Origin of the sequence: Streptomyces sp. NPDC048420, from assembly GCF_040651535.1 — a bacterium.
Lineage (GTDB): Bacteria > Actinomycetota > Actinomycetes > Streptomycetales > Streptomycetaceae > Streptomyces.
Genome location: NZ_JBEZKG010000002.1, coordinates 124667 through 145815, shown reverse-complemented (window position 1 = coordinate 145815; position 21149 = coordinate 124667). Strand labels below are relative to the sequence as shown.

Sequence of the window (21149 nt, the reverse complement as noted above, 5' to 3'; positions counted from 1 at the left end):
CCATGGAATGACCCCTGATGGAATACGAAGTTCCATGTATGCGGAATGAAGGACTCTGGCGGGAATCTTGTGCCCGCTGTGACGGCTGAAGCGGGAGAGGGCGGACGGGCGCCTCATCCGCCCGCTTTCTCCGCGGCGTCGTTCACCCGCGGATCGACCCACTGCTGCCACCGCTTGCTCGTCGCGAGGGCCTGCACCTGGGCCGCCCGGTATCCGGTCCCGGTCGCGGTCACGACCACGCGCGTGCCGTCCGAGCGCAGGACGTCGGCGGTCAGTTCGGCGCCGGAGCCGCTGCCACGCTCCTTGAAGAGCAGGACCGACCCGTCACCGAGCTTGGCGATCCGGCAGCCGTCGTCCCCCTCCGGGCAGGAGTAGTGCCGGCCCAGGCCGTCGACCGAGGGCATATGGGTCGGACCCGTCACCTCGGGCTTGCTCGACTGACGGCTTCCCGGCCACGCGTCACCGTCCTGGCCGCTCCTCTGCGGCTTCTGGACAAACCCCCCCTGCAGCCACACGGCCACCGTGCCCCCCTCCGCCAGCGTGACCTTGCCGTACGTCTGCACGGCGGTGTACGCCGGGTCGCTGTCCCGTGACTCGGTCTTCGTCACCGAGGGCCGGTCCGGGAGCAGCTCGGCCAGCAGGGCGACCGTGGCGGCACCCGTCACGGGTTCCTTGCCCGGCGGGGCGGAGTCGCTGCCGACGGAGAAGTCGGGCAGCGCGACGGTCTGCATCGCGTCCCCCCGCTGTCCGGGCAGCGCGAGGAGCAGCGCCGCGGCGGTCAGTGCCGCCGCCGCCGACACGGACGTGCTCCACAGCGCCACCCGCTTGCGGCGCCGGGTGCGGGTGCCCCGGGCCACCGCGCCCGCCACCAGGAACTCGGTGCGCAGCGGGAGGTCGTTCAGCGCGGTGTCCAGGGCGCGGGAGAACTCGCGGCCGTACCGCAGGTCGTCGTCGAAGGGTGTGGACTCGTCGTGCCGCATGGGTGCACCGTCCTTTCCGGTGTCGCGGGGTCCGGGATGCGGGGCGGGTCCGGCCGCCGGGGCCGGGATCGGGGTCAGTGCACGGCGATCGAGTCCTGTCCGTCCCCTATCGTCCGGCGCAGTCTGGCGAGGGCTCTGCTGCTGCGGTTGCGCACCGAGCCCTTGGTCATGCCCAGCACGGACGCGGTCTCCTCCACGCTGCGGTCCTCCCAGTAGCGCAGGACGACGACCGCACGATCACGTGGCGGCAGTTCGGCCAGTGCGGCGAGCAGGGTGACGCGCAGGGCGCTGTCCGGGCCGGTCGAGGCGTGCTCGGGCAGTGCCGCCACGGGATGCTCCGAGGAGCGCCGCAGCCGTCGGTGCGAGATGTAGGTGCGCATCAGCACGGTGTGGGCGTATGCCTCCGGGCTGTCCGTGCGCCGCACCCGGGACCAGGACGAGAAGATCTTTCCGAGGGCCGTCTGCACCAGGTCCTCGGCCAGGTGCCAGTCGCCGCTCATCAGCAGGGCGGTGCGGAAGAGGCGCGGTGTGAGGGCGCGGGCGAACCCCTGGAACTCGTCCAGAGCGTTGGCAGTCGACACTCGGTTCCGCCCTCTCCTCGCCGTCAGCTCCTCCACACCCGGTAGACGCTCCGGCCCACCGCTTGTGTCGCACCCGTCCCGGAGATTTTTCTGCCGACACCAAAACGGCGGCGGCCCGCTCCCCGTCAGGGGAAGCGGGCCGCCGCCACGGCGGGCCAACGACCGGTCGGATCAGAACGCGGCCTCGTCCAGCTCCATCAGGTCCAGCTCGACACCCTCGGCGACCTTGCGGGCCAGCGTCACGCCGGGCAGGACGTTGGCTGCGAAGAACTTCGCCGCCGCGATCTTGCCGGTGTAGAAGGCCTTGTCCTTCGCGGGGGCGGTCTCCAGCTTCTCGGCGGCGATCGCGGCGCCCTTGAGGAGCAGGTAGCCGACGACCACGTCACCGGAGGCCATCAGCAGGCGGGTGGTGTTGAGGCCCACCTTGTAGATGTTCTTGACGTCCTGCTCGGTGGCCGCGAGGTCGGTCAGCATCAGACCGACGATCGACTCCAGCTCTACGGCCGCCTTGGCCAGGTGCTCACGGGCGCCCGCGAGCTCCTCGCCGCCGGTGCCGAGCGCCAGGAACTTCTTGATGTCCTCGGCGAGGGAGTTCAGCGCCGCGCCCTGGTTGCGGACGATCTTCCGGAAGAAGAAGTCCTGGCCCTGGATCGCGGTGGTGCCCTCGTACAGGGTGTCGATCTTGGCGTCGCGGATGTACTGCTCGATCGGGTACTCCTGGAGGAACCCGGAGCCGCCGAAGGTCTGGAGCGACTGGGCGAGCTGCTCGTAGCCCTTCTCGGAGCCGTAGCCCTTGACGATCGGCAGCAGCAGGTCGTTCAGCGCGTGCTCGGTCTTGGTGTCCTCGCCCGCGGCCTCCTTGACGGCGATCGCGTCCTGGATCGACGCGGTGTAGAGGACGAGGGCGCGCATGCCCTCCGCGTACGCCTTCTGCGTGATCAGCGCGCGGCGCACGTCGGGGTGGTGGGTGATGGTGACCTTGGGGGCGGTCTTGTCGCCGAAGGCCGCGAGGTCGGAACCCTGGACGCGCTCCTTGGCGTACTCCAGCGCGTTCAGGTAGCCCGTCGACAGCGTCGAGATCGCCTTCGTGCCGACCATCATCCGCGCGAACTCGATGATCCGGAACATCTGGCGGATGCCGTCGTGCTTGTCGCCGATCAGCCAGCCCTTGGCGGGGTGCTGGTCGCCGAAGGTCATCTCGCAGGTGTTGGAGGCCTTCAGGCCCATCTTGTGCTCGACGTTCGTCGCGTACACGCCGTTGCGCTCGCCCAGCTCGCCGGTCTCGAAGTCGAAGAGGTACTTCGGGACGAGGAAGAGGGACAGCCCCTTGGTGCCCGGACCGGCACCTTCGGGCCGCGCGAGGACGTAGTGGAGGATGTTCTCCTCCATGTCGTGCTCACCGGACGTGATGAAGCGCTTGACGCCCTCGATGTGCCAGGAGCCGTCCTCCTGCTGGACCGCCTTGGTGCGGCCCGCGCCGACGTCGGAGCCCGCGTCGGGCTCCGTCAGCACCATGGTCGAACCCCAGGTCCGCTCCACCGCGATCTGCGCGATCTTCTTCTGGACCTCGTTGCCCTCGTCGAAGAGGATCCCGGCGAACGCCGGGCCGGAGGAGTACATCCACACGGCCGGGTTCGCGCCGAGGACCAGCTCCGCGTACGACCAGATCAGGGACGGCGGAGCCGTCGTGCCGCCGATCTCCTCGGGCAGGCCCAGCCGCCAGTACTCGGAGTCCATGAAGGCCTTGTAGCTCTTCTTGAAGGAGGCCGGGACCGGCGCGGTGTTGGTCTCCGGGTCGAAGACCGGCGGGTTGCGGTCGGCGTCCGCGAAGGACTCCGCGAGCTCGTTCTCGGAGAGGCGGGTCAGCTCCTCCAGGATGCTCTTCGCGGTCTCGACGTCCATCTCCGCGAACGGACCGGTGCCGTACAGCTTGTCGCGCCCGAGTACTTCGAAGAGGTTGAACTCGATGTCGCGCAGATTCGACTTGTAGTGCCCCATGGCGACGGCTCCGTTAAGAGTTCGGCGAGGCACTTGGTTCCTCGCGCTAGTTCACGTACCAACAAGTAGCTACGATGATGCTACCCGTCGGTAATAAGTCGCAACCCCGATCCGGCCATCTGTGAGGAGTCACACCGCGAAGGTCAGCGTGGCGGCGTACCCCTCCTGGACGCTCCCCTTCACGGCCGCCAGCTGGTGGTCGTGGCCGTCCCTGAAGACCATGTCCGACTCCAGCGAGAGCCGGCCGAGGTTGTCCACGCTCCGCTCGTAGCCCTCGGTGGCGTACACCGTGTCGCACACGTCCTTCGGGAGGGCGAGCTGCGAGGTGTTCGTGATCGCGGTGGCGCTCGTCGCGTCCTCCAGGCTGCCGTAGACCTCGAAGTGGATGTGCGGCCAGCGGCCCGTGTAGCAGCCGGGGAAGACAGTGGTGAACGTGACCTGCCCCTTCTCGTCGGTCTCCTGGACACCGCGCAGGTAGTTCTCGTCGGTCACCCCCTCGGTGTACAGGGAGTAGCCGCCCTCCCGGTCGCAGTGCCACACATAGACGGCGGCGCCCCGCTTCGGGGTCCCGCAGCCCGACGCGGCCTCCACGACCGTGAGCGTCACGGTCAGGGGCACGCCCCGCGCGGTGCCGCCCGCGGAATCGCCGAAACTGCGGGTGATGTCGGCGCGCACGACCCCGCTCTCCTTCAGCACGTTCACGCCGTTCGAACCGTCGCCGGGATAGGGCCCGGCCGTCTCCTCGGGGACGGTGGCGCACGCCTCGCCGGTGGAGGAGGGCGCCGTCGTGTCCGTAGCAGCCGTGGCCGCAGAAGAGGAGGAGCCGTCGGCAGTACAGCCCACGAGCGGCACCAGGGCCGCCCCCGCTCCGGCCATGAGCCGGATCATCCGCCGGCGGGCGAGCACGGGAAGGTCGTAGGAGAGCCCTCGGTCGTGCTCATGCGTCTCGTCATCCTGATGTCCGCTCATGAGTCGACGCTACGAGCGACGGCCGCCCGAATCCCAGAGCCGGCCGCTGTCAGGTCACTGTCGGTTTCCGGGTGCCGGTAGCTGCCCACGGCCCTCACCCCTCTCGGTACGCTTACGCCCATGTACGGCTACGACCAGAACGCTGGCGCCCAGCAGCAGTACGGCGTCCCGCCGCAGCAGCCCATGACCGGCGGTGTGGGCGGGTACGGCCAGCAGCCGCCGCTGTACCCCGAGCCGTCCCCGCCGTCCCTCGCGGACGCGGTGCGGGCGTTCACCACCGGCCAGATGTCGGCCGAGGACTTCCAGCAGGTCTTCGCCACCTCCAAGGTCTACTGCCCGCGCGGCGACAACCCCGGCTTCCTCGCCCTGCACAACACCCAGCAGCCGGTGATCCCCATGTTCACCACGCTCAAGGAACTGCGGCGGTACGCGGGCAAGGAGTCCAAGTACTTCGTGATCACCGGCTCGGAGGTCCTCGACCTGCTGCCGACGGGGTACGGCTTCGTGCTCGACATGGAGGGCGAGCACCGGATCGTCTTCGACGCGAAGGCCGTGGAGCAGATGGTCGAGTTCGCGATGCGGCGGATGTACGGCTAGGTGCTGGATGTGCGGTCAGGTCCGCACTTCGGCCAGGTCGGAGAAGCCTGGAGGGAATGCCCTCCGGGCTTCTGTCGTTGGAGGTGGCAGAAAGTTCAATGCTCAACTAAACTCGAACCACAAGGAGGTACCGACATGCCTGCAGTGACTGTCGACAACCCGCTGACCCTGCCGCGCGTGGCCGCGACGGCGGACGCGGTGGCCCGTCCCGTCCTCGGCGTGACGACCGCGCCGAGTGGCTTCGAGGGGGAGGGTTTCCCGGTGCGCCGGGCGTTCGCCGGGATCCATTACCGGCATCTCGACCCGTTCATCATGATGGATCAGATGGGGGAGGTCGATTACGCTCCGGGCGAGCCGAAGGGGACTCCCTGGCATCCTCACCGTGGCTTCGAGACGGTCACGTACATCATCGACGGCACCTTCATCCACCAGGACTCCAACGGTGGTGGAGGCACCATCACCAACGGGGACACCCAGTGGATGACGGCCGGCTCGGGTCTCCTTCACATCGAGACCCCGCCCGAGTCGCTGGTGAAGTCCGGCGGTCTCTTCCACGGCCTGCAACTCTGGGTCAACCTCCCGGCCAAGGACAAGATGAAGGACCCCCGCTACCAGGACATCCGCGGTGGCCAGGTCCAGCTTCTGACCTCGCCGGACGGTGGCGCGCTGCTTCGGGTGATCGCGGGTGAGCTCGACGGGCATCAGGGCCCCGGCGTCACGCACACGCCGATCACGATGATCCACGCCACGCTGGCGCCGGGTGCGGAGATCACGCTGCCGTGGAGCGAGGAGTACAACGCTCTCGCGTACGTCCTCGCGGGTCGCGGCAGCGTCGGTGCCGAGCGCCGCCCGATCCACCTGGGCCAGACCGCAGTCTTCGGCTCCGGCTCCTCTCTGACCGTCCGTGCGGACGAGAAGCAGGACTCCAACGCGCCGGACCTGGAGGTAGTGCTCCTGGGCGGACAGCCGATCCGCGAGCCCATGGCGCACTACGGCCCGTTCGTCATGAACACCCGTGAGGAACTCCAGCAGGCGTTCGAGGACTTCCAGAAGGGGCGACTCGGGACGGTGCCGGCGGTGCATGGAATGACTGAGGGCGGGCTGTAAGGGCGCGCTGCTCCGTCGGAGCAGTCATTGCCTGAAGCCGCAGACTTTGTCTGCGGCTTCAGGCATGTTCCTCTGTTGTCGCTAGGGCAGCCCGTCGAGATTGATGCCGCCTGCCCAGGTGATGCTGACGCGTGACTCGGCAGGCACGCTCTGGCCTGCATAGCGGTAGGCCTTACGCACTTCTACTCGGTCCAGGAAGAGTCGAAGGCGCTGATCCCCAGGTCCTCATACACCGAGACGTGGGCCGGTTGAATCGCCCATTGTTCCAGGGCCTTCAGGCATTCTTCGCGTTGGGCGGCTGTGCTGGCCTCGCTGCCAGTGGCGCGACGCTCGGATTGGCGTACGTACACCCCTACGTGCTGCGCCATGCCGGTCACTACGTGCGGCCTGCCTGCGGGAGTGGGCAGGGCAGGGCTAGAGTCGCTGGTATCCATGAGATCGGTCCTGTCGATCCTGTGGTGAGACCCCGGCGGGTGCTGCTAACACCCGGCCGGGGTTGTTTTGTTACCGCGAACGCTAAGCGATGGCGACGGAGCGTCGCAGCCGTGAGGCTGATAGCTGAAGTGCGTGCGGAGCGCTCGGCTCGCTCGACAGTTTGCCGCCGCATCCGAGCGAAGAGCGGAGCGGTCGATCGGGCGACTCGTTCGGGCGCCTACGGGCGATGCCGCATCTGACGCATGGTCAGATTAAGGGTGTCGCAGTGATACGCGCCCTGGTTGGCCCCTGAGCTGCTGTCCTGCGATCATCCGCGCATGCTCACGCTCAACGATGACCTTGGACACCTTTCCTACGACATAGCTGGTGGCGGCCCGCCCGTCGTGCTCGTGCACGCCGGTGTCGCCGATCACCGCATGTGGGAAGCGGTCGTGCCCGCTCTCGCAGAACGGCACACCGTGATCCGGTACGACCTGCGCGGTTTCGGCGAGTCCGCGCCCCCGACCGGGCCGTTCCGCGAGACCGACGACCTGCGCCGTCTCCTGGACCACCTCGGTCACGGACGGGTCGGCTCGTGGGCGCGTCCTGGGGTGGCCGCGTGGCCGTGGACTTCACGCTCACCCACCCGGAGCGGGTGCACTCCCTGGCGATGCTCGCCGCACCATGGCCTCGGTACCACTGGTCCGCAGACATGATCGCGTACGACGAGGCCGAGACGGCAGCCCTGGACGCGGGCGATCTGGACGCCGCCGTACGTATCAACCTGGACATGTGGCTGCGCGGGCCTTCTCGCAGCTGGGATGACGTGGCTGACGGGCTGTCTGACCAACTCCGCGGTCCGCTGCGGACATCGCTGGTGAACCAGGCCCTCGTGGGGCAGCATTCCCAGGGTCCTGCAACCGGCGACCTCGCCGCTGTCTCCGTCCCCACGCTGGTGGGCGTCGGCAAGCTCGACGTTGTCGACTTCCAGGACATCGCCCGCCGCTACGCCACTGAGATCCCCGGCACCACCCTGGTCGAGTTCGCCACCGCCGCCCACCTCATCGCCATGGACGCGCCGACCGAACTCAGCGCGGTACTGGGCCCGTTCCTCGCCCGTTAGGGCGCGGGCGTGATCAGTCTGTGGGATCGGCCCTTACAGGAGGGGCGTCTTCGAGGCTGATGGAGGGCCTGATCGCGGAGGCCGTGAAGCGGGGTGAGGTGGATCTACCCCTGGTCAGCGTGGACTCCACCACCGCGCGAGCTCACCATGACGCTGCCGGGATGCACCTGGGCGAGGACAACCGCTCTCCTCAGACGCTCCAGGGGTGGACAGACAAGCAAGGTCCACCTCGCCGCCGACCGTAACCGCGGCCCCCTTCGGCGTCGTACACGAGGTGCGGGAGCGCTATGCGGAGGCCTCGTCGGGGGACTCGTAGAGCTCGAACCAGATGCTCTTGCCCTCGCCCCGGGGGTCCACGCCCCACACGTCGGCGAGGAGTTCGATCAGCATCACGCCGCGGCCCGAGGAGGCCAGCTCGCCGGGGCGGCGCTTGTGCGGGAGGTCGTCGCTGGTGTCGGTGACCTCGATCCGCATCCGGCGCTCCCCGGCCTCACCGCGGACCTCCGCGAGCAGCAGCGCGTCCGCGTCGGTGTGGACCAGGACGTTGGTCAGCATCTCGGACAGCAGCAGGACCGCCGAGTCGACCTGGTCGGCGGAGGACCAGTCGTGCAGCAGTTCGCGCAGTTGCTGGCGGGCCACTCCGACGCGTTCGGGTTCCGCCTGGGCCACCGAGAGCATCGTGCGGCGGACTGGCAGCGACGGGGAGGTGACGGTGTCGTCGGAGTCGTGGCCCTGCCGGGACAGCAGCAGGACCGCGATGTCGTCCTCGCGGCGGTCGGCGAGGGGGCCCGTGGTGTGGTGGGAGGAGGGGCCGTGAACGGCCTGGACCAGGGCGTCGGCGAGTTCCTCCAGGTCGCCGTCGTGGCTCTCCAGGATGGTGCGGATGCGCTTCCAGCCGGTCTCGAAGTCGTGGCCGCCGGTCTCGATCAGGCCGTCGGTGCAGAGCATCAGCGTCTCGCCGGGCTCCAGGACGATCCGGGTGGTGGGGTAGTCGGCGTCCGGGTCGATGCCCAGCGGGAGGCCGCCGGCCGTACGGCGGGCCAGGACCGTGCCGTCGGCCTTGCGGGTCGCCGGGTCGGGGTGGCCGGCCCGGGCCACTTCCAGGACGCCGGTCACCGGGTCGGCCTCGACGTAGAGGCAGGTCGCGAAGCGGGTGTCGGAGGGGTCGTCGCCGTATGTCATGCCGTTGAGGAAGCGGGAGGCGCGGGAGAGGACGGCGTCGGGGCGGTGGCCCTCGGAGGCGTAGGCGCGCAGGGCGATGCGGAGCTGGCCCATCAGGCCGGCCGCCCGCACGTCATGGCCCTGGACGTCCCCGATGACCAGGGCGAAGCGGCCGCCTCCGGACTCGGTGCGGGAGCTGCCGCCGGGCAGCGGGATCATGTCGTACCAGTCGCCGCCGACCTGGAGGCCGCCGCCGGTGGGGACGTAGCGGGCGGCGATGGTCATGCCCGGTATCTCGGGGCCGAGGGTGGGGAGCATGGAGCGCTGGAGGCCGTCGGTCAGCTCGCGTTCCGATTCGGCGAGGCCCGCGCGGGAGAGTGCCTGGGCCAGCATCCGCGCCACCGTCGTCAGGACCGAGCGCTCGTCGGGGGTGAACGCCACCGGGTAGGCGAAGCCCGCCATCCACGCGCCCATCGTGCGGCCGGCCACCGTCAGCGGCAGGAACGCCCAGGACTGGCGGTCGAAGCGCTGGGCGAGCGGCCAGGTGACCGGATAGCGGGAGCGGTAGGCCTCGGGGCTGGAGAGATAGACGGCCCGGCCGGTGCGTACGACCTCGGCGGCCGGATAGTCCGTCTCCAGGGACATGTGGGAGAAGGGGCTCTCGTCACCGGGCTGCTGGCCGTGGTGTCCGATGATCGTCAGACGGTCGCCTTCGACGCCGAAGACGGCCAGACCGTCGGGGCTGAAGCCCGGCATGGACAGGCCCGCGGCCACCCGCAGCACCTCGGCGGTCGAGCGGGCCTCGGCGAGGGCGCGGCCCGCGTCCAGGAGGAAGGCCTCGCGGGAGCGCCGCCAGTCGCCGGTGACGGCGGTGCGGCCGGCGGGGGTGCCGGGGGTCGGCTCGGTGACCTCTTGCAGGGTGCCGATCAGCCGGAACGACTTCTTGTCCGCGTCGTACGACGGCTTGGAGCGGCTGCGTACGGTACGGACCACCAGGCCCCGCTCGTCCATGATCCTGATCCGGACCTCGGCGAGCGTGTCCTCGGTGACCGCGAGCCCGACGACGCTGATGATCTCGTTCCAGTCGACCGGGTGCAGACGGGCCCTGGCCTGGGCCTCCGTGAGGGTGGCCCGCTCGGCGGGCAGCCCCAGCAGCCGAGCGGCCTCCGCGTCGACCGTGACCAGTTCGGTGGCCGTGTCCCAATGCCACAGGCCGGTCGCGAGGGCGGTGAGGACGTCCCCCACGGCGGGCAGGGGCTCACCAGTGCGCATTGCCCCACTTTAAGAACAGGAGAAGCGGGAGTGCCACTGTTGGCCGAGTCGTAATGATGGGAAGGCGATCGCGGGGGCCCCGGTAGGCTGGGGCTCAGTTTCACGTGAAACACACCCCGATCCGCGAAGGCTGGATGAACGACGATGCATCGGTACAGGTCCCACACCTGCGGCGAGCTCCGCTCCTCTGACGTCGGCACCGACGTCCGACTGAGTGGCTGGCTGCACAATCGGCGCGACCTGGGCGGCATCCTCTTCATCGATCTGCGCGATCACTACGGCATCACGCAGCTGGTCGCCCGTCCCGGCACGCCCTCCTACGAGGCCCTCGACAAGCTGACCAAGGAGTCCACGGTCCGCGTCGACGGCAAGGTCGTCTCCCGCGGCACCGAGAACGTCAACGCGGACCTGCCCACCGGTGAGGTCGAGGTCGAGGTCGGCGAGGTCGAGCTGCTCGGCGCGGCCGCCCCGCTGCCGTTCACGATCAACACCGAGGACGGGGTCAACGAGGAGCGGCGCCTGGAGTACCGCTTCCTGGACCTGCGCCGCGAGCGCATGCACAAGAACATCATGCTGCGGTCGTCGGTGATCGCCTCGATCCGCTCGAAGATGGTCGCCCTCGGCTTCAACGAGATGGCCACGCCGATCCTGTCGGCGACCTCCCCCGAGGGCGCCCGTGACTTCGTGGTCCCCTCCCGCCTGAACCCGGGCAAGTTCTACGCCCTTCCGCAGGCACCGCAGCAGTTCAAGCAGCTGCTGATGATCTCGGGCTTCGACCGCTACTTCCAGATCGCGCCCTGCTTCCGTGACGAGGACGCGCGCGCGGACCGTTCGCCGGGCGAGTTCTACCAGCTCGACGTGGAGATGAGCTTCGTCGAGCAGGAGGACGTCTTCCAGCCGATCGAGAAGCTCATGACCGAGCTGTTCGAGGAGTTCGGCAACGGCCGTCACGTCACGTCGCCCTTCCCGCGGATCCCGTTCCGCGAGTCGATGCTGAAGTACGGCTCCGACAAGCCGGACCTCAGGGCCCAGCTGGAGCTCGTCGACATCACCGACGTCTTCGAGGGCTCGGAGTTCAAGGCGTTCGCCGGCAAGCACGTGCGGGCGCTCGCCGTGCCGGATGTCTCCGCTCAGCCGCGGAAGTTCTTCGACCAGCTCGGTGACTACGCGGTCTCGCAGGGCGCCAAGGGCCTGGCCTGGGTGCGGGTGGCCGAGGACGGTTCGCTGTCCGGCCCGATCGCGAAGTTCCTCACCGAGGAGAACGTCGCCGAGCTGACCAAGCGGCTGTCGCTGGCCGCCGGGCACGCGGTGTTCTTCGGCGCGGGCGAGTTCGACGAGGTCTCGAAGATCATGGGCGCGGTTCGCGTCGAGGCCGCCAAGCGTGCCGGGCACTTCGAGGAGAACGTCTTCCGGTTCTGCTGGATCGTCGACTTCCCGATGTACGAGAAGGACGAGGAGACCGGCGCGATCGACTTCTCGCACAACCCGTTCTCCATGCCGCAGGGTGGTCTGGAGGCTCTGGAGACCCAGGACCCGCTGGACATCCTGGGCTGGCAGTACGACATCGTCTGCAACGGCGTCGAGCTGTCCTCCGGTGCGATCCGGAACCACGAGCCGGACATCATGCTCAAGGCGTTCGAGATCGCGGGCTACGACCGGGAGACCGTCGAGGAGAAGTTCGCCGGCATGCTGCGGGCCTTCCGCTTCGGCGCCCCGCCGCACGGCGGCATCGCCCCCGGCGTCGACCGCATCGTGATGCTGCTCGCCGACGAGCCGAACATCCGCGAGACCATCTCCTTCCCGCTCAACGGCAACGCCCAGGACCTGATGATGGGCGCGCCGACGGAGCTGGAGGAGGCCCGGCTGAGGGAACTGCACCTGTCGGTGCGCAAGCCGCAGCCGAAGTAGTGAGCGGCTGAGCGAAGGGCCCGGAACCGTGATCGGTTCCGGGCCCTTCCGGTTTCTACAGCCACCCACAGCTCACGCCCACGCTCCTTACAGCCCTCTTACCTAGCGTTGCGCGGCATGACGGGAAACCAGACGGCCCAAGCGCCGCAACACAAAAGGGATCTGACGCGCCGTAAGGTCGTCGTGGCGGGAGCGGGTGCCGCCGTGGCGGTCGGCGCGGGCGCCGCCCTCGCCACGGGCGCGTTCGCGGACGAGGGGACGGGCACCGCCTCCGCCTCCGCGAGCAGCACCGCCGAGGTCTGCTACCGGCTCACCTCGGAGACCACCGAGGGTCCGTACTACATCGACGCCGACAAGCTCCGCCAGGACATCACCGAGGACAAGGAGGGCATCCCGCTCGTCCTGAACCTCAGGGTGATCGACTCCGAGACCTGCAAGCCGATCCGCAACGCCGCCGTGGACGTCTGGCACTGCGACGCACTCGGCATCTACTCGGGCTACGAGAGTCTGTCGACGGGCGGTGGCGGCACGCCCCCCACCGACGCCCCGTCCGGCACGCCCACCGGTGAGCCGCCGTCCGGCGCGCCCTCCGGCGGCACCGGCGGCGGGGTCCACGAGGAGCCCACCGACGAGGAGCGGTATCTGCGTGGCACCTGGCGGACGGACAAGCAGGGCCGGGTCACCTTCAAGACGATCTTCCCGGGCTGGTACCGGGGCCGTACCGTCCACATCCACACCAAGGTGCACGTGGGCGGCGAGTGGACGGACGCCGGTTACGAGGGCGGGCACACCTGTCACACCGGGCAGTTCTTCTTCGACGAGGAGTCCGTGCTGGCCTCCGCCGAGGTCGAGCCGTACTCCACCTCGACGACCGAGCGCACCACGCTCACCGAAGACACCATCTACGACCAGAGCGGCACCACGGGCGGTCTGCTCAGGCTGAAGTACAACAGGAAGAACATCGCCAAGGGTGTCATCGGCTCCCTCACGATGGGCGTCGACCCGGACACGACGAACGACGGCACGTCGATCTGATCGGCGCGTGAAGAGGCGCCCGGGACCCTGAAGTCCCGGGCGCCTTCGGCTGTTTCAGATGATCAAGAGCAGCCCGTCGCCACCGAGCATCGTGCCGTACGGCTGGGAGAGGCCCACGGACGACGCCGTGAACATCTTGCTGCCGGTGGTTGTCGGCCGTGCCGAGCCGCCGGGGAGGACCCAGACCGCCCCGGTCCCGTTGTTCTCACCGGCCGCGCCGACGAACAGCTCCGGCCTGCCGTCCTTGTTGACGTCCCCGACCGAGACCGTCGTACCGAAGAAGTCGTCGGTCTCGGAGGCTCCCGGGACGCCCGCGGTGTCCTGGGAGAAGGAGTACGAGCCGGTGCCGAGGGCGCCCGAGGCGCGGCCGGGGATCACGGTCACCTGGCCGGCGCGGTTCTTCGCGAGGTTCTCGTACGGCGAGCCGACCACGATGTCGGCGAGGCCGTCCCGGTTGAGGTCGGCCACGGTCAGCGCTCCGCCGAAGGCGTCGCCCTTCTCGCTCGCGCCGGGGACGCCGGCGGTGTTCTGCGTGATCCCGACGGGCGCGGTCTCGGGTGCGATGCCCGTCGCGGAGCCGTACACGGCGTCCTTGTACCCGTCACCGTTGAAGTCACCCGGCACGCCCCCGTGTACCGCGGCCGCACTCCATCTGCGCACGTGAACTCCCCCTAGGAAAGGAACTTGTAGCTGCCGAAGCCGGTCGCGATCTTCACCCTCGCGCCGAACGACCCCTTGCCGTCACCGCTGTTGCGCCACAGCGTGCCGCCGGTGTCCCGGGAGACGATGTCGGCCTTGCCGTCGTCGGTGATGTCGCCGACGCCGACGATGACGTTGTAGGACCCGCCCCAGTTGGTGAAGAGCTTCACGCGGGCCTTGAAGGTGCCCGTGCCGGTGCCCTCGTAGCGGTAGAGGGTGTTGGACGTGTCCTGGGCGAGCAGGTCGCCGCGGCCGTCGCCGTTGAGGTCGCCGGCGCCGACGATCTTCTTGTAGCCCTTCCAGTTGTCGTAGAGCTTCACGCGCGCGGAGAGCTTGCCGGTGCTGGTGCCCTTGTAGAGGTAGACCGTGCCGGTGGACGCCCCTCGCGCGATCAGGTCAGGGCGCCCGTCGCCGCTGATGTCTCCGGGCGAGGTCAGGACGTCGTACTGGTTCCAGCCGCTGGTGCTCAGTGTGGTGTACGGCGTCGAGGGCTTGACCGCGGATCCGCAGCCGGGCTTGTACAGGCGCAGGGCGCCGCTGCTCAGCCGTATCAGCACGTCGTTGCAGCGGTCGCCGCTCAGGTCGCCGAAGGGGACGGCCTTGAGGGTGGTGGGCCAGCCGCTGCCGGAGATCTTCTCGCCGAACCTGCCCGTTCCGGTGCCGCTGTGGAAGGTCAGGCCGCCGGAGGAGTTGAGGGTGAACAGGTCGCCGCGGCCGTCAGGGCCGTCGACGCTGACGAAGTCCCGGACGGCCGGGGAGCCCCGCTGGAGGAAGCCCTCGCCGGAGGTCACGGTGACCGGGGCGGAGGTGGCTAGGCCGGTCGCTCTCAGGGTCCAGGTGAACGAGCCGTTGGGGAAGCGGACCCCGCTCGCCGTCTTGCCGTCCCAGCCCGCCGTGACCACCGCGGGGGTCGCTCCGCCGGTGAGCGTGCGGGTGCCTTTGCCGGTCGCACCGCTCTGCACCGAGGTGAAGGTCAGCGACCAGGAGGTGACGGGGCGGGACAGCGTCCACTCGCCGGTCCAGGGCATCGAGACCGGGTCGACGTAGTTCGCGGTCTCCGTGCGGACCGCCGTCACGGCGGACGGGGTGACGCCGGTGGTGGCGATGTGCGTCTGCTCGAACCTGTCGAACCAGCCGACCAGGCCGGTCTGCTCGTCGACCGTCCACCGGAAGCGGCGGTCCACGGGGAGCCCGGAGTCGGGGAGGCCGGAGGCGACCACACGCGTGGCGCCCGTCGTCGCGTCCGTCAGGACCAACCGGTCGGCCTCGTGGTCGTGGCGGACCGTGAACCCGTCGCCGAGCAGGACGTCACCCGGGGGCACGGTGAGCGACCTCGCGGCCTTGGTGTCGTAGACGCCCGCCGAGGTGTCGCCGCAGGACCAGTACACCCAGCGGCCCGCCGCCTGCAGTTCGCTCGGCACACAGCCGAGGTCCGGGACGTCGACGGTGGCGAGGGTCTTCCTCGTGGTCAGGCTGTACGAGGTCAGTCGGCCGGGGGTGGTGGTCGCGCTCCACAGCACGGAGCCGCTGAGGGCGGCCGCGCGGACCGACCGCTTCAGCTGCTGTCCGTAGCCGAACTCGCCGATGTACTGCGCCGGGGTCGTACCGCCCGAGTTGTACACCGCGTAGTCGTCCGAGGCGTCGACGATCGCGCCGTCCTTGGTGCCGTAGGTCAGCGAGTAGTTGGACCATCCGTCGTGGAGGGCGACCAGACGGTCCGCGTCCGACACACCCGTGCCGCCCTCGTCGGTGTCGTCGAACTTCTGCAGATGCACGTCCTCGGGGGTGTTGCCCCACAGGGCGGAGCAGGTGGTGCCCGGGTAGGGGCACACGGCCAGGATCGAGTCGCCCTCCGTGGCCGCCGAGGCGGTCAGCTGCGTGCTGCCGTTGGTGGTGAGGGTGCGGACGGAGGTGGTGTCCATGGAGCTCGCGGAGTTCTCCTCCGCCACCCGCAGGCCGCCCCGGCTCAGGGCGATGCCCGTCTTGGCGTTCTCCAGCGGGGCCACCTTGGAGACCTGCTTCAGCTGCGGGGTGCCGTCCGCGCCCGGGACGACCCGCTGGACCCACCAGTCGGCGGCGCCGGTGCCACCGGTGACCAGCGCGGTCCCGTCGGGGGCGGCCAGCGGAGTGCCGTACGACCGGCTCAGCAGGGTCATCGTGGTGCCGTCGGCCAGTGAGACGGCCCGGACCGCGCCGCCGTTCGTCGCGAGGACCAGCCAGTCGCCGACCAGGACGGGGACCGGGGTGCCGGGCAGGTCCTCGCCCGCCACCGGGGTGGTCTCCGCGGCGGTGAGGTCGGTGCGCGGCTTGAGGTGCAGGCCGGACGCCTCGGTGTACCAGCCGACGCGGTTCCCGGTGAGCACGAGCTCCGGCACGGTCTCCCGGGACAGGCCGGTGAAGACCGGGGTCAGCTCGGCCGTGGCGAAGTCGAGGTAGCCCACGGTGTACGAGGTGAACGCGCCGCTCTCGTCGCGGACCGGGTAGGTCAGCAGGGCGCCCTCGGTGTCGCCGGTGCGGCCGAAGTTCCCCTCCCAGGTGCCGTCGGCGGGCAGGCCGGTGACCACACGGTCGCGCTGCTCGCCGTCGACGAGGTCGACGAGGTGCAGGACGTAGCCCTCCAGTTCCTGGCCGTCGACGACGCCGTCCCGCTCGATGGTGACGGTGGTGTCGCCCCAGGTGCCGACGCGGTCTGCCGACTGGCGGAGGTCCACGGTCCTGAGCGCGCCGCCGCCTGGGCTCCACAGCGACACCGGGTCGCCGTAGGTGCGGTGCGGCAGGGCCACGGTGTCGGCGGCCTGCCCGAACACGCCCGAGGCGCAGCGCGCGGAGATGTCGTAGCAGCTGGTGGTGGTCGGCTGGTAGACCCCGGAGGTGCCCTCGACGGCGACGGTGGTGCCGTCCTCGTAGTCCGTCCACAACAGGCCCGCGACCCCCGACTGCCGGTGCAGATAGCCGGTCGCGCCCGCGGCGAGCAGGCGTTCGGTGCGGGGGGTGGTGCTGCGGGGGTCGTCCAGGACGATCTCGGTGGTGGCGGCCGCGGCGGTGGTGGCCGCCTGAGCGCCGGTGTCCCGCGTGCCGGAGAACAGGGTGAGCGAGCCGGCCGCGACGGTGACGGCGAGTGCGGAGACGAGAGCGGAGCGCGCGGCCCGTCTCGGGGCGTGTCTGCCCAACGGTGGTCCTTCCGTAAGAGAGTCAGCAAACCTTATAGGCAGGTAAAAAAATCGCCGCCGCCGGTACGCCCGCGCAGTACGCGATGGTGACGCAGACCGCCTTCGACGGCATCTGAACGGGCGTCAGCAACCGGCGGGACCATCCGTCAGGACAGCGCCTTGTAGCCGCTCCACCTGGTCGCGAACTTCGCCCGGTCCCTGAACGGCCCTTGTTGACACCGCTGTTGTGCCACAGCGTGCCGCCGGTGTCGCGGAAATTTTTTCGCGGACGCGGCAACCCCCTTGATCCGGGCGGCTACTTGAGGACGGAAGTGCCTTCACCGGTGCTCCACGAAACGCACATGTCCCACCCTCGCTCGTAAGGAATCCCCGTGGCCTCTGCCTCCCACCGCCGGTCCCTCCGCACCCGCCGCACCTTAGTCGTCTCGGCCGCCGTGGTCGCCGCGGGCGTGGGTGCCGGTGTGGTCGTGATGAACGCGAATGCCCAGCCGGTCGACCTGTTCCACCAGACGCTCGCCGCGAAGGACGGCTGGGCTTCCTCCGGCACGGGCACCACCGGCGGTACGAAGGCCGACGCGGCGCACACCTTCACCGTCTCCACGCGGGCGCAGCTCGTGAAGGCGCTCGGCTCGGCGTCCGACACCACCCCGCGGATCATCAAGGTCAAGGGCACGATCGACGCCAACACGGACGACGCCGACAAGAAGCTGACGTGCGCCAACTACGCGTCGGGGACGGGCTATTCGCTGACGTCGTACCTGAAGGCGTTCGACCCGGCGACCTACGGCCGTTCGAAGCTGCCGTCGGGCACGCAGGAGACCGCGCGGGCCGCCGCGCAGAAGAAGCAGGCCGCGAACATCGTCTTCAAGGTGCCGGCCAACACGTCGATCGTGGGCGTGCCGGGCACGAACGCCGGGATCTCCGGCGGCATGCTCCAGATCCAGAACGTGGACAACGTCATCGTCCGCAACCTCTCCTTCTCCGCCACCGAGGACTGCTTCCCGCAGTGGGACCCGACGGATGGCGACCAGGGCAACTGGAACTCCAACTACGACTCCGTGACCCTGCGCGGCGCGACGCACGTCTGGGCGGACCACAACTCGTTCACGGACGCCCCGCACCTGGACTCCGCGAACCCGAAGTACTTCGGCCGTGAGTACCAGATCCACGACGGGGCGCTGGACATCACCAAGAGCTCGGACCTGGTGACCGTCTCCCGCAACCAGTTCACCAACCACGACAAGACGATGCTGATCGGCAGCAGCGACAGCGAGCCGAGCGGCAAGCTGCGGGTCTCGATCCACCACAACGTGTGGAAGGGCATCGTCCAGCGGGCGCCCCTGTCCCGAGTGGGCCAGATCCACATCTACAACAACTACTACGACGTCACGACCCTGAACGGCTACGCGCTGCAGTACAGCATCAACTCCCGCGCCAAGGCCCAGGTCGTGGCCGCGGACAACTACTGGAAGGTCCCGTCCGCGGTGAAGGTGTCGAAGCTCCTGAGCGGCGACGGCACCGGCGCGGTCAAGGGCTCCGGCAACCAGGTCAACGGCACGGTCACGGACCTGGTCGCCGCCTACAACGCCGCGTCCTCGAAGGACCTGAAGACGACGGTCAACTGGACCCCCACCCTGACGACGGGCCTGGAGTCCTCGGCCGCCGCGGTGAAGAACCTGCCGACGTCGCTGGCCACGACGACCGGCGCGGGCGTGCTCAAGTAGCACACGAGACGCGCGGGGGCCGGGTGACCACGAGCCCTCGGCCCCCGCGCACCGAGGCACTCATGTGTCGTACGTCCCGTCCCACGGTTCCGCGAAGGCGAGGCGGTCCGGGTAGAGCTCCGCCCACTGCTCGCCCTCGTCCTCGCGGATCACCAGGCCGAACAGGACGCCCTCGTGGGTGACCTGGAAGGGGCGGATCGCGATGTCCGTGTAGGAGCGGCGGGGCAGGCTGCGCAGCAGGGTCGCGCGGTGGACCTGGGCACGGGTCAGGGGCGAGGCGGCGCCCTCGGGGTCGCGCTTCTGCTCCGCCCAGGTGCCGGCGCACCAGATGTCCGAGTCGCGGTAATTGCCTGCCGCGTCGAAGGTGTGCAGGACCGCGTACAGGCGTTTCTGCTCTTCCCAGCCCTCCTCGAGGTGGAACCCCTCGGGGAAGGCGTACGTGATCGACGCCAGGAACTGACCCTCCGCATACCGCCCGATCGTCTCGGTGCGGTGCCTCGGCTCGTAGGCGACAGGAATGACACCGGGCACGGCCATGGCGCAAACCATACGGCTTGGCGCGGACACGGCGATGCCCGGGTCGGTATCCGGACTGTTCCGGGAGCGGTTTTACTCCGGGGAGCCGCCGAAGCGCTCCTTGTACGTCTCCAGGTCCTCGTCCGTCAGCTTGGCGAACAGGACCGGCGGGACGGTGAAGGGGGTGCCGGCGGGTACGGCGGTGAGGGCGCGGGCCTCCTCGGGCGTGACCCAGGCCGCGGTGTCGTCCTTCAGGGCGAAGGCCTGGCGCATGGCGGCCGAGGTCGCCGGGATGAAGGGTTCCGAGACCACCGAGTAGAGGTGGATCAGGTTCATCGCCGTACGGAGGGTCAGAGCCGCGCCCTCCTGGTTGGTCTTGATCTCCAGCCAGGGGGCCTTCTCCTCCAGGTAGGAGTTGCCGGCCGACCACAGGGCACGCAGCGCGGCCGCGGCCTTGCGGAACTGGAGGGCCTCCATCTGGGTCTCGTACTCGGCGAGGAGCTCGGCGATCTGCTCGCCCAGCTTCGTCTCCGCCTCGCCGGCCTCCGCGCCGGCCGGGACCTCTTCGCCGAAGCGCTTCTTCGAGAAGGACAGGACGCGGTTGACGAAGTTGCCGAGGGTGTCGGCCAGGTCCTTGTTCACCGTCGCCGTGAAGTGCTCCCAGGTGAAGGACGAGTCGTCCGACTCCGGGGCGTTGGCGATCAGGAAGTAACGCCAGTAGTCGGCGGGCAGGATGTCCAGGGCCTGGTCGGTGAAGACGCCCCGCTTCTGGGACGTGGAGAACTTCCCGCCGTAGTACGTCAGCCAGTTGAAGGCCTTGACGTAGTCGACCTTCTTCCACGGCTCGCGCACGCCCAGCTCGGTCGCCGGGAACATCACCGTGTGGAACGGGACGTTGTCCTTCGCCATGAACTCCGTGTAGCGGACCTCGGCGTCGACGTCGTACCACCACGACTTCCAGTCCCGGTTCTCCGGGTCGAGGTCCGCCCACTCCTTCGTCGCGCCGATGTACTCGATCGGGGCGTCGAACCAGACGTAGAAGACCTTGCCCTCCGCCGCCAGCTCCGGCCAGGTGTCGGCCGGGACCGGCACGCCCCAGTCCAGGTCACGGGTGATCGCACGGTCGTGCAGGCCCTCGGTGAGCCACTTGCGGGCGATGGACGAGGCCAGCTGCGGCCAGTCGTCCTCGTGCCGGGAGACCCACTCCTCGACCTCGTGCTGGAGCTTGGACTGGAGGAGGAAGAGGTGCTTGGTCTCCCTGACCTCCAGGTCCGTGGAGCCGGAGATCGCCGAGCGCGGGTTGATCAGGTCCGTCGGGTCCAGGACGCGGGTGCAGTTCTCGCACTGGTCGCCGCGGGCCTTGTCGTAACCGCAGTGGGGACAGGTGCCCTCGACATAGCGGTCCGGGAGGAAGCGCCCGTCGGTGGGTGAGTAGACCTGGCGGATCGCGCGCTCTTCGATGAAGCCGTTCTCGTTCAGGCGGCGGGCGAAGTGCTGGGTGATCTCGACGTTCTGCTCGCTGGAGCTGCGGCCGAAGTAGTCGAAGGCCAGCGCGAAGCCGTCGTAGACCGCCTTCTGGGCGTCGTGCGCCTGCGCGCAGAAGTCCGCCACCGGCAGGCCCTGCTCCTTCGCGGCCAGCTCCGCCGGGGTGCCGTGCTCGTCCGTCGCGCAGATGTAGAGGACCTCGTGGCCGCGCTGGCGCAGGTAACGGGAGTAGACGTCCGCCGGGAGCATGGACCCCACCATGTTGCCCAGGTGCTTGATCCCGTTGATGTACGGAAGGGCGCTGGTGATGAGGTGTCGAGCCATCGGGGGCTGCTCCCAGGTCGCTGCCGGCTGCGGGGCCGGGCTGTCGTACGAACTCTGAAATCGTAGTCGACCGGGAGGATTGCCAG

15 protein-coding genes and 2 pseudogenes are annotated in these 21149 nt (G+C 69.3%); 8 read left to right on the top strand and 9 right to left on the bottom strand.

Going from position 1 to position 21149, the window contains the following annotated elements:
* Nucleotides 1-113 precede the first annotated feature (113 nt).
* The 4 genes from AB0D34_RS03390 to AB0D34_RS03375 form a co-directional block, all read right to left on the bottom strand.
* Nucleotides 114-980 (bottom strand): hypothetical protein, encoded by an 867-nt coding sequence (locus AB0D34_RS03390; RefSeq protein WP_362655766.1) that lies wholly within the window; start codon nt 978-980, stop codon nt 114-116.
* 74 nt (nt 981-1054) lie between these two features.
* Complete coding sequence (locus tag AB0D34_RS03385) at nt 1055-1561, bottom strand: SigE family RNA polymerase sigma factor (protein ID WP_037707035.1); 507 nt, start codon at nt 1559-1561, stop codon at nt 1055-1057.
* Nucleotides 1562-1732: 171 nt separating this feature from the next.
* Nucleotides 1733-3559 carry an acyl-CoA dehydrogenase gene (locus AB0D34_RS03380; protein WP_362655763.1) on the bottom strand — a complete coding sequence of 609 codons (1827 nt, stop codon included), beginning with the start codon at nt 3557-3559 and terminating at the stop codon, nt 1733-1735.
* A 129-nt stretch (nt 3560-3688) separates the two neighbouring features.
* Entirely contained in the window at nt 3689-4528 is an 840-nt protein-coding gene (locus AB0D34_RS03375; RefSeq protein WP_362655760.1) for an intradiol ring-cleavage dioxygenase, read from the bottom strand.
* 120 nt (nt 4529-4648) lie between these two features.
* On the opposite strand from AB0D34_RS03375, the gene AB0D34_RS03370 reads away from it, so the two are divergent.
* The 5 genes and pseudogenes from AB0D34_RS03370 to AB0D34_RS03350 form a co-directional block, all read left to right on the top strand.
* Nucleotides 4649-5125, top strand: coding sequence for an SseB family protein (locus AB0D34_RS03370; RefSeq protein WP_362655757.1), 477 nt, complete (start codon nt 4649-4651; stop codon nt 5123-5125).
* Between the two features lie 135 nt (nt 5126-5260).
* Nucleotides 5261-6232: a pirin family protein gene (locus AB0D34_RS03365; RefSeq protein ID WP_362655754.1), complete on the top strand. Its 972-nt coding sequence runs from the start codon at nt 5261-5263 to the stop codon at nt 6230-6232.
* Between the two features lie 866 nt (nt 6233-7098).
* Nucleotides 7099-7362 (top strand): alpha/beta fold hydrolase, encoded by a 264-nt coding sequence (locus tag AB0D34_RS03360; RefSeq protein ID WP_362656614.1) that lies wholly within the window; start codon nt 7099-7101, stop codon nt 7360-7362.
* Complete coding sequence (locus AB0D34_RS03355; protein ID WP_362655751.1) at nt 7266-7769, top strand: alpha/beta hydrolase; 504 nt, start codon at nt 7266-7268, stop codon at nt 7767-7769. The genes AB0D34_RS03360 and AB0D34_RS03355 overlap by 97 nt, the downstream gene beginning before the upstream one ends.
* A 50-nt stretch (nt 7770-7819) precedes the next feature.
* A pseudogene (locus AB0D34_RS03350) lies at nt 7820-8012 on the top strand (IS5/IS1182 family transposase); the annotation flags it as partial.
* A gap of 42 nt (nt 8013-8054) precedes the next feature.
* On the opposite strand, the gene AB0D34_RS03345 reads toward AB0D34_RS03350, so the two are convergent.
* Nucleotides 8055-10202: a SpoIIE family protein phosphatase gene (locus tag AB0D34_RS03345; protein ID WP_362655748.1), complete on the bottom strand. Its 2148-nt coding sequence runs from the start codon at nt 10200-10202 to the stop codon at nt 8055-8057.
* Nucleotides 10203-10346: 144 nt separating this feature from the next.
* On the opposite strand from AB0D34_RS03345, the gene aspS reads away from it, so the two are divergent.
* Nucleotides 10347-12110, top strand: a complete 1764-nt coding sequence (gene aspS / locus AB0D34_RS03340; protein ID WP_362655745.1) for an aspartate--tRNA ligase — start codon at nt 10347-10349, stop codon at nt 12108-12110.
* Nucleotides 12111-12227: 117 nt separating this feature from the next.
* Nucleotides 12228-13145, top strand: a complete 918-nt coding sequence (locus AB0D34_RS03335; protein WP_362655743.1) for an intradiol ring-cleavage dioxygenase — start codon at nt 12228-12230, stop codon at nt 13143-13145.
* A 54-nt stretch (nt 13146-13199) separates the two neighbouring features.
* On the opposite strand, the pseudogene AB0D34_RS03330 reads toward AB0D34_RS03335, so the two are convergent.
* Nucleotides 13200-13727: pseudogene (locus AB0D34_RS03330) on the bottom strand (FG-GAP repeat protein); the annotation flags it as partial.
* Nucleotides 13728-13816: 89 nt separating this feature from the next.
* Complete coding sequence (locus AB0D34_RS03325) at nt 13817-17014, bottom strand: VCBS repeat-containing protein (protein WP_362655740.1); 3198 nt, start codon at nt 17012-17014, stop codon at nt 13817-13819.
* 371 nt (nt 17015-17385) lie between these two features.
* On the opposite strand from AB0D34_RS03325, the gene AB0D34_RS03320 reads away from it, so the two are divergent.
* Nucleotides 17386-18738, top strand: coding sequence for a polysaccharide lyase family 1 protein (locus tag AB0D34_RS03320; protein ID WP_362655737.1), 1353 nt, complete (start codon nt 17386-17388; stop codon nt 18736-18738).
* Between the two features lie 60 nt (nt 18739-18798).
* Here the strand turns inward: AB0D34_RS03320 and AB0D34_RS03315 are convergent, their stop codons facing one another.
* Together AB0D34_RS03315 and metG are read right to left on the bottom strand one after the other, a co-directional pair.
* Nucleotides 18799-19275, bottom strand: coding sequence for a hypothetical protein (locus AB0D34_RS03315; RefSeq protein WP_362655733.1), 477 nt, complete (start codon nt 19273-19275; stop codon nt 18799-18801).
* Between the two features lie 72 nt (nt 19276-19347).
* Nucleotides 19348-21063, bottom strand: a complete 1716-nt coding sequence (gene metG, locus AB0D34_RS03310) for a methionine--tRNA ligase (protein ID WP_362655730.1) — start codon at nt 21061-21063, stop codon at nt 19348-19350.
* Nucleotides 21064-21149 lie beyond the last annotated feature (86 nt).